9 protein-coding genes are annotated in these 4456 nt (G+C 46.2%); 5 read left to right on the top strand and 4 right to left on the bottom strand.

What is annotated here, in order from left to right:
- The 5 genes from QUB12_RS36765 to QUB12_RS36745 form a co-directional block, all read left to right on the top strand.
- A partial coding sequence (locus QUB12_RS36765; RefSeq protein WP_333050036.1) for a photosystem II protein D1 occupies positions 1-105 on the top strand: 105 nt, incomplete at its 5' end.
- Between the two features lie 285 nt (positions 106-390).
- Complete coding sequence (locus QUB12_RS36760; RefSeq protein ID WP_333148255.1) at positions 391-888, top strand: GNAT family N-acetyltransferase; 498 nt, start codon at positions 391-393, stop codon at positions 886-888.
- 20 nt (positions 889-908) lie between these two features.
- A complete protein-coding gene (gene cbiE / locus QUB12_RS36755) occupies positions 909-2117 on the top strand; it encodes a precorrin-6y C5,15-methyltransferase (decarboxylating) subunit CbiE (protein WP_333311024.1) in 1209 nt (402 codons plus the stop codon).
- 170 nt (positions 2118-2287) lie between these two features.
- Positions 2288-2632: a hypothetical protein gene (locus QUB12_RS36750; RefSeq protein WP_333148252.1), complete on the top strand. Its 345-nt coding sequence runs from the start codon at positions 2288-2290 to the stop codon at positions 2630-2632.
- A gap of 4 nt (positions 2633-2636) precedes the next feature.
- Entirely contained in the window at positions 2637-3026 is a 390-nt protein-coding gene (locus QUB12_RS36745) for a hypothetical protein (protein ID WP_333311022.1), read from the top strand.
- Positions 3027-3044: 18 nt separating this feature from the next.
- Here QUB12_RS36745 and QUB12_RS36740 read toward each other — a convergent pair whose 3' ends face one another.
- The 4 genes from QUB12_RS36740 to QUB12_RS36725 all read right to left on the bottom strand — a co-directional run bounded on the left by QUB12_RS36740 (position 3045) and on the right by QUB12_RS36725 (position 4356).
- Positions 3045-3290, bottom strand: coding sequence for a hypothetical protein (locus QUB12_RS36740; RefSeq protein WP_333311020.1), 246 nt, complete (start codon positions 3288-3290; stop codon positions 3045-3047).
- A gap of 84 nt (positions 3291-3374) precedes the next feature.
- Positions 3375-3761 (bottom strand): type II toxin-antitoxin system VapC family toxin, encoded by a 387-nt coding sequence (locus QUB12_RS36735; RefSeq protein ID WP_333148246.1) that lies wholly within the window; start codon positions 3759-3761, stop codon positions 3375-3377.
- A complete protein-coding gene (gene vapB / locus QUB12_RS36730) occupies positions 3758-3985 on the bottom strand; it encodes a type II toxin-antitoxin system VapB family antitoxin (protein WP_333148244.1) in 228 nt (75 codons plus the stop codon). The genes QUB12_RS36735 and vapB overlap by 4 nt, the downstream gene beginning before the upstream one ends.
- Before the next feature lie 62 nt (positions 3986-4047).
- Positions 4048-4356 (bottom strand): XRE family transcriptional regulator, encoded by a 309-nt coding sequence (locus QUB12_RS36725; RefSeq protein ID WP_333148242.1) that lies wholly within the window; start codon positions 4354-4356, stop codon positions 4048-4050.
- Positions 4357-4456 lie beyond the last annotated feature (100 nt).

Below are 4456 nucleotides of genomic sequence, written 5' to 3'. Positions count from 1 at the left end.
GGTATGGAAGTAATGCACGAGCGCAATGCTCACAACTTCCCACTTGACTTGGCTGCTAGTGAAGTCACTCCAGTAGCAATGGTAGCTCCTTCTATCAATGGCTAAGTTTTAGTCTGAGATTACAAAAAGCGCTCCTAGAAATAGGGGCGCTTTTTGTTTGGGGAAAATATTTTTCAGACAGTCATGGATATATGGGCCCGCCGGCGAAGACACCGCAACTACAAAAATCAACAGTTCGCGATCGCACTCCTATCAAAGAAACCGGCTTTTTTACCGAATCTACGGGCTGCAACCCATCTTTTCATAAAAAACCCGGTTTTTGACCACCCGTGCGTCCTGGACTAATATTGATAGGTGCGATCGCCCTTTAATCCAACATAAATAATCCCCATGATATTTGAAACAGAGAGATTGGTTTTGAAACCGATTGTGGAGAGCGACCTCAACACGCTTCATAGAATTTTCACTGATTCCTATGTGAGGAGATATCTGTGCGACGGCGAAATCTGGTCGCTACAAAAGGTTGAAGAAATGCTTGCGGAAAACAAAAAGCTGTTTGCCCAAAAGCAATTCGGTTTGTGGTTTATCGAAACTAAGAGCGATCGAGAAACTATTGGATTTGTGGGTTTGTGGTATTTTTTTGAAGAAGCACAGCCGCAGTTAGTTTACGCACTGCTGCCGAAAGCACTTAAACAAGGTTACGCTACTGAAGCATCAACCAAAATATTGGATTATGGTTTTGAGGAACTTGGCTTTAACTATCTTGTCGCAAGTTGCGATCGCCCAAACATTGAGTCGCAAAAAGTCGCAGAAAGACTCGGAATGAAACAAGTAGAAGAAAGAATTATCAATGGAAATCCGATATTATTCTTTAGAATCGATAAGTAGTAATTAGCAGTAAGACCGCAATGCACAAATGGCTTTCGGTGGTGGGGATTGGCGAAGATGGACTTTCGGGACTCGGCCCGATCGCCTCTACCCTTCTCTCTCAATCTCAAATCGTTGTTGGTGGCGCCCGTCACCTAGCAATGCTACCAACCGACGACACCCGCGAAAAATTGGTTTGGGCATCGCCTTTGCAGACAACAGTTGACGAGATTCTCCGCCGCCGGGGACAATCTGTGTGCGTGCTAGCAAGCGGCGATCCGATGTGTTACGGCATCGGCGTCACGCTGTCGCGCCAAATTCCCATTTCGGAAATGACTGTGATTCCGGCGGTATCGGCTTTTAGTCTTGCTTGCGCCCGTTTGGGTTGGCCGATCGCCCAAGTTGAGACTTTCAGTTTGACAAATCGCCCGATCGCATCGATCGCCCTTGCTTTGTATCCGGGGGCGCGCTTGCTGGTGTTGAGCGCTGACAGACACACGCCGGGAAAGGTTGCAGAATTGTTGACGCAGCGGGGGTTTGGCAGCAGTTTGATGACCGTGTTCGAGCGGATGGGGTCGGAATCGGAACGGCGGATCGAGGGGGTCGCAGCAGCCTGGAAGGCAGCGGATTTGGCTGATTTGAACACGATCGCGATCGCAGTTGCAGCCGATCGACCAACTGTGATTTTCCCTCGTACCTCCGGTTTGGCGGATACTGCTTATCGCCACGACGGACAACTTACCAAGCGGGAGGTTAGAGCCGTTACTCTGTCAACGTTAGCACCGATTCCCGGAGAGTTGCTTTGGGATGTGGGGGCGGGCTGCGGCTCGATCGCGATCGAATGGATGCGGAGTCATCCTCGGTGCAGGGCGATCGCGATCGAACGCCATGCGACTCGATTGCAATACATCGCTGAAAATTCCTCTACTTTCGGCGTTCCCGAACTCGAAATCGTTGCGGGAGAAGCACCAGAAGCCCTGACAAATTTACCTCAACCGAATGCTATTTTCATCGGCGGCGGTGTCACCGCAGAATCTGTGCTGGAAACTTGTTGGAATGCTTTAGGTGAAGGCGGCCGATTAGTTGTTAATGCGGTGACTGTTGAGAGCGAGTTTAAAGTTTTGCAATGGCACGATCGTTATGGTGGGGAACTAATTAGAATTGGGATTCAGCGAGTAGGGGCGATCGGCTCTTTTCAGGGTTGGAAGCCGCTTGCACCGGTGACTCAGTGGGCGGTTGTTAAGGGGTAATACCAATTCTGATTGGAGCGGAATGATTTAACCACAGAGTACGCAGAGAACACAGAGGAAGAGATGAGAGAGATGAATCATTCCGATGAAGAGTGGATTTGATATAAAAGGCGATCGATCTTTTTCCAATAAAGCTATAATCAATAATATTCTCTGGAATGAGAGTGATAATGCCAGACGAATCATCTGTAGATCCTTATTTAGATCGACTGTTTGAAGACTATTCCAACACTGAAGTTATCGAACTACAGCAATATCTGTCTGAATGGGATAGAGGAACTTATCGAACTGTGGCCCAAAGTGTGTTAGACCATTCACAAAGAAAAGGATTTGATCCACTCAAATATTTGCGTAAAGCACACAACTTCCACACCAGAGGTGCTGTAAGAGTTCCTCGCACGGGATATCGGCAGGATGGAGCCGCTGTTTACCGAAAGGGCTATGAGTTTTTAATTGTGCGACCTGACCAGTATGGTGTTGAGAAAATCGTGACTTATGGCATTAATGAGGAATAGCGATATGGCACAAGTTCAGAACAAATTAGCGCTTGGGCAGGATATTATTGTGCAACTTTTGGCACAGTTGACAGTTGACTATCAAAACACTAAATCAGAGCGCAAAGAGATATCTCAGAGGTATCTTGGTTCTGAGGAAGATTTTTCGTTTCTGGAGGAGCTTGAGTTAGTAACAGTAAGTATTCGCGGTTATGCTAGTCAGATTGAGGAGCGCGCAGAGGTTGAGAATCGCGAGCAAGCGATCGCAGAGTTACATCAGCTTCGGGTGTTCGATCGTTCTGCGATCGCTCAGTTTTATAATGAGACGCGATCGGGCTATCTTGAAATGCGAGCCTATATCCGAATGCTGGACTATTTGCGGTTGCTGGTGTTGGAGTATTTGCAGATGGAATAGAGATCCAGATAAGTTAGTTTACCAGACACCGTAGCCACCTCGACGATCGGCAATTTCTTGCTCTAACTCCACTTCATTGAGAAGTTTCATACCGTTGGCGATCGCCCGTTGGCGAAGTTTCCACAAGGTTTGACCGAGTTGTGTTTTGGGGGTAAATTCAGGTGAAGATTTGAGCGCTAGAGCTTGGGTAAACTGAATGACTTTTGCGCGATCGGCGGGGGCAAGTTCGCGCCAGTATTGTAGGAGGATTTCTTCGGGAGGCATGGAAAATTTTTGAGCCTAACTCTAGAATTTATTTTACTCTTTTACGATCGATCGGGTCAATGCCATTGGCGATAATAATCTAGTTTATTCCCATAGTCTTTGAACAGCATAAGCATCAAACACTTCATCACGGCTGACTAAAACTAAAGCATGATTAATGGATTGGGCAATTAAAATGCGATCGAATGGATCGCGATGGTGGAATGGTAGATTGCGAACCAGTACAGTATCCGCAAAGGAAATTGGCAGTAATAAGATGCCAGCAGCAGGTAACTGAGCTTCGATGTCTGCATAGTCTGCTTGCAGTATCAATTTACCAATGCTGATTTTGATGGCAATTTCCCAAAGACTGGCAATACTCAAATAGACTATATCGGCGGCTTCAATCTGCTCCTTCAAGGTAACTGATAGGTTAGGAGCATTTTCTGAAAACCAAATAAAAGTGTGAGTATCGAGGAGCAATGCACTCATTCCATATACTCCTGGAAATCCTCTAATGGTGCATCAAAATCATCAGCAAGCGGTAAGACAAACGTGCCTTTCATCATCCCGGCTTGACGTTTCTTTTGAGGAGGATTTACGGCAACCTCATTATTTGCATATTTGGCGGCCAAGAATTCTACATAGTGCAAAACTTCCTGTTTCAGGGAATCTGGCAACTTGACCAGGGTTTCTAGGATGGTGGTTTCTAGCATTAGATAACCTCTTGCTGGATAAGCTCATGATAACAAGCGCAAAGCAAAACTTACCGATGTCTCTAATCTCGCTCTAAGCTACCGGGCGGGCAAATTTCGATTTTGACAGTCATGCCTACTTGGTTTAGCATTGCGATCAGAGTATCAACCGAGAATTCCCCAATTTTACCTTGAGTTAGAGCTTTGATTTGGTCGTTTGACTGTTTGAGATGTTGAGCAGTTTGGTCGATCGTCCAACGGTGATGTTTAATCTGATGAAGCAGGGCGAGCATGAGTTGCGATCTGATTAGTAAGTTATCAGCTTCTTCTGCTGAAAATCCCAGGTCGAGAAAGATATTATCGGTTGCTTGGGTAATAGTATTTTCACTCATGGTTCTGGTTCTCTTGAATTTAACAATACTTCGGACAGTTTTGGAACAGGGACGCTCCCCGAACAGAGACAAAAAATCCCTGGAATTTTAACCGAAACTC

The sequence above is a fragment of the Microcoleus sp. B7-D4 genome, from assembly GCF_036705125.1.
Taxonomy (GTDB): Bacteria; Cyanobacteriota; Cyanobacteriia; order Cyanobacteriales; family Microcoleaceae; genus Microcoleus.
The sequence above is the reverse complement of the archived record's forward strand: the minus strand, read 5'-3'. Positions and strand labels throughout refer to the sequence as shown.

Bases quoted from the DNA above. Each gene is read 5' to 3' on its own strand.
- QUB12_RS36760 (WP_333148255.1), top strand. From the start codon at position 391: ATGATATTTGAAACAGAGAGATTGGTTTTGAAACCGATTGTGGAGAGC.
- cbiE (WP_333311024.1), top strand. From the start codon at position 909: ATGCACAAATGGCTTTCGGTGGTGGGGATTGGCGAAGATGGACTTTCG.
- QUB12_RS36750 (WP_333148252.1), top strand. From the start codon at position 2,288: ATGCCAGACGAATCATCTGTAGATCCTTATTTAGATCGACTGTTTGAA.
- QUB12_RS36745 (WP_333311022.1), top strand. From the start codon at position 2,637: ATGGCACAAGTTCAGAACAAATTAGCGCTTGGGCAGGATATTATTGTG.
- QUB12_RS36740 (WP_333311020.1), bottom strand. From the start codon at position 3,290: ATGCCTCCCGAAGAAATCCTCCTACAATACTGGCGCGAACTTGCCCCC.
- QUB12_RS36735 (WP_333148246.1), bottom strand. From the start codon at position 3,761: ATGAGTGCATTGCTCCTCGATACTCACACTTTTATTTGGTTTTCAGAA.
- vapB (WP_333148244.1), bottom strand. From the start codon at position 3,985: ATGCTAGAAACCACCATCCTAGAAACCCTGGTCAAGTTGCCAGATTCC.
- QUB12_RS36725 (WP_333148242.1), bottom strand. From the start codon at position 4,356: ATGAGTGAAAATACTATTACCCAAGCAACCGATAATATCTTTCTCGAC.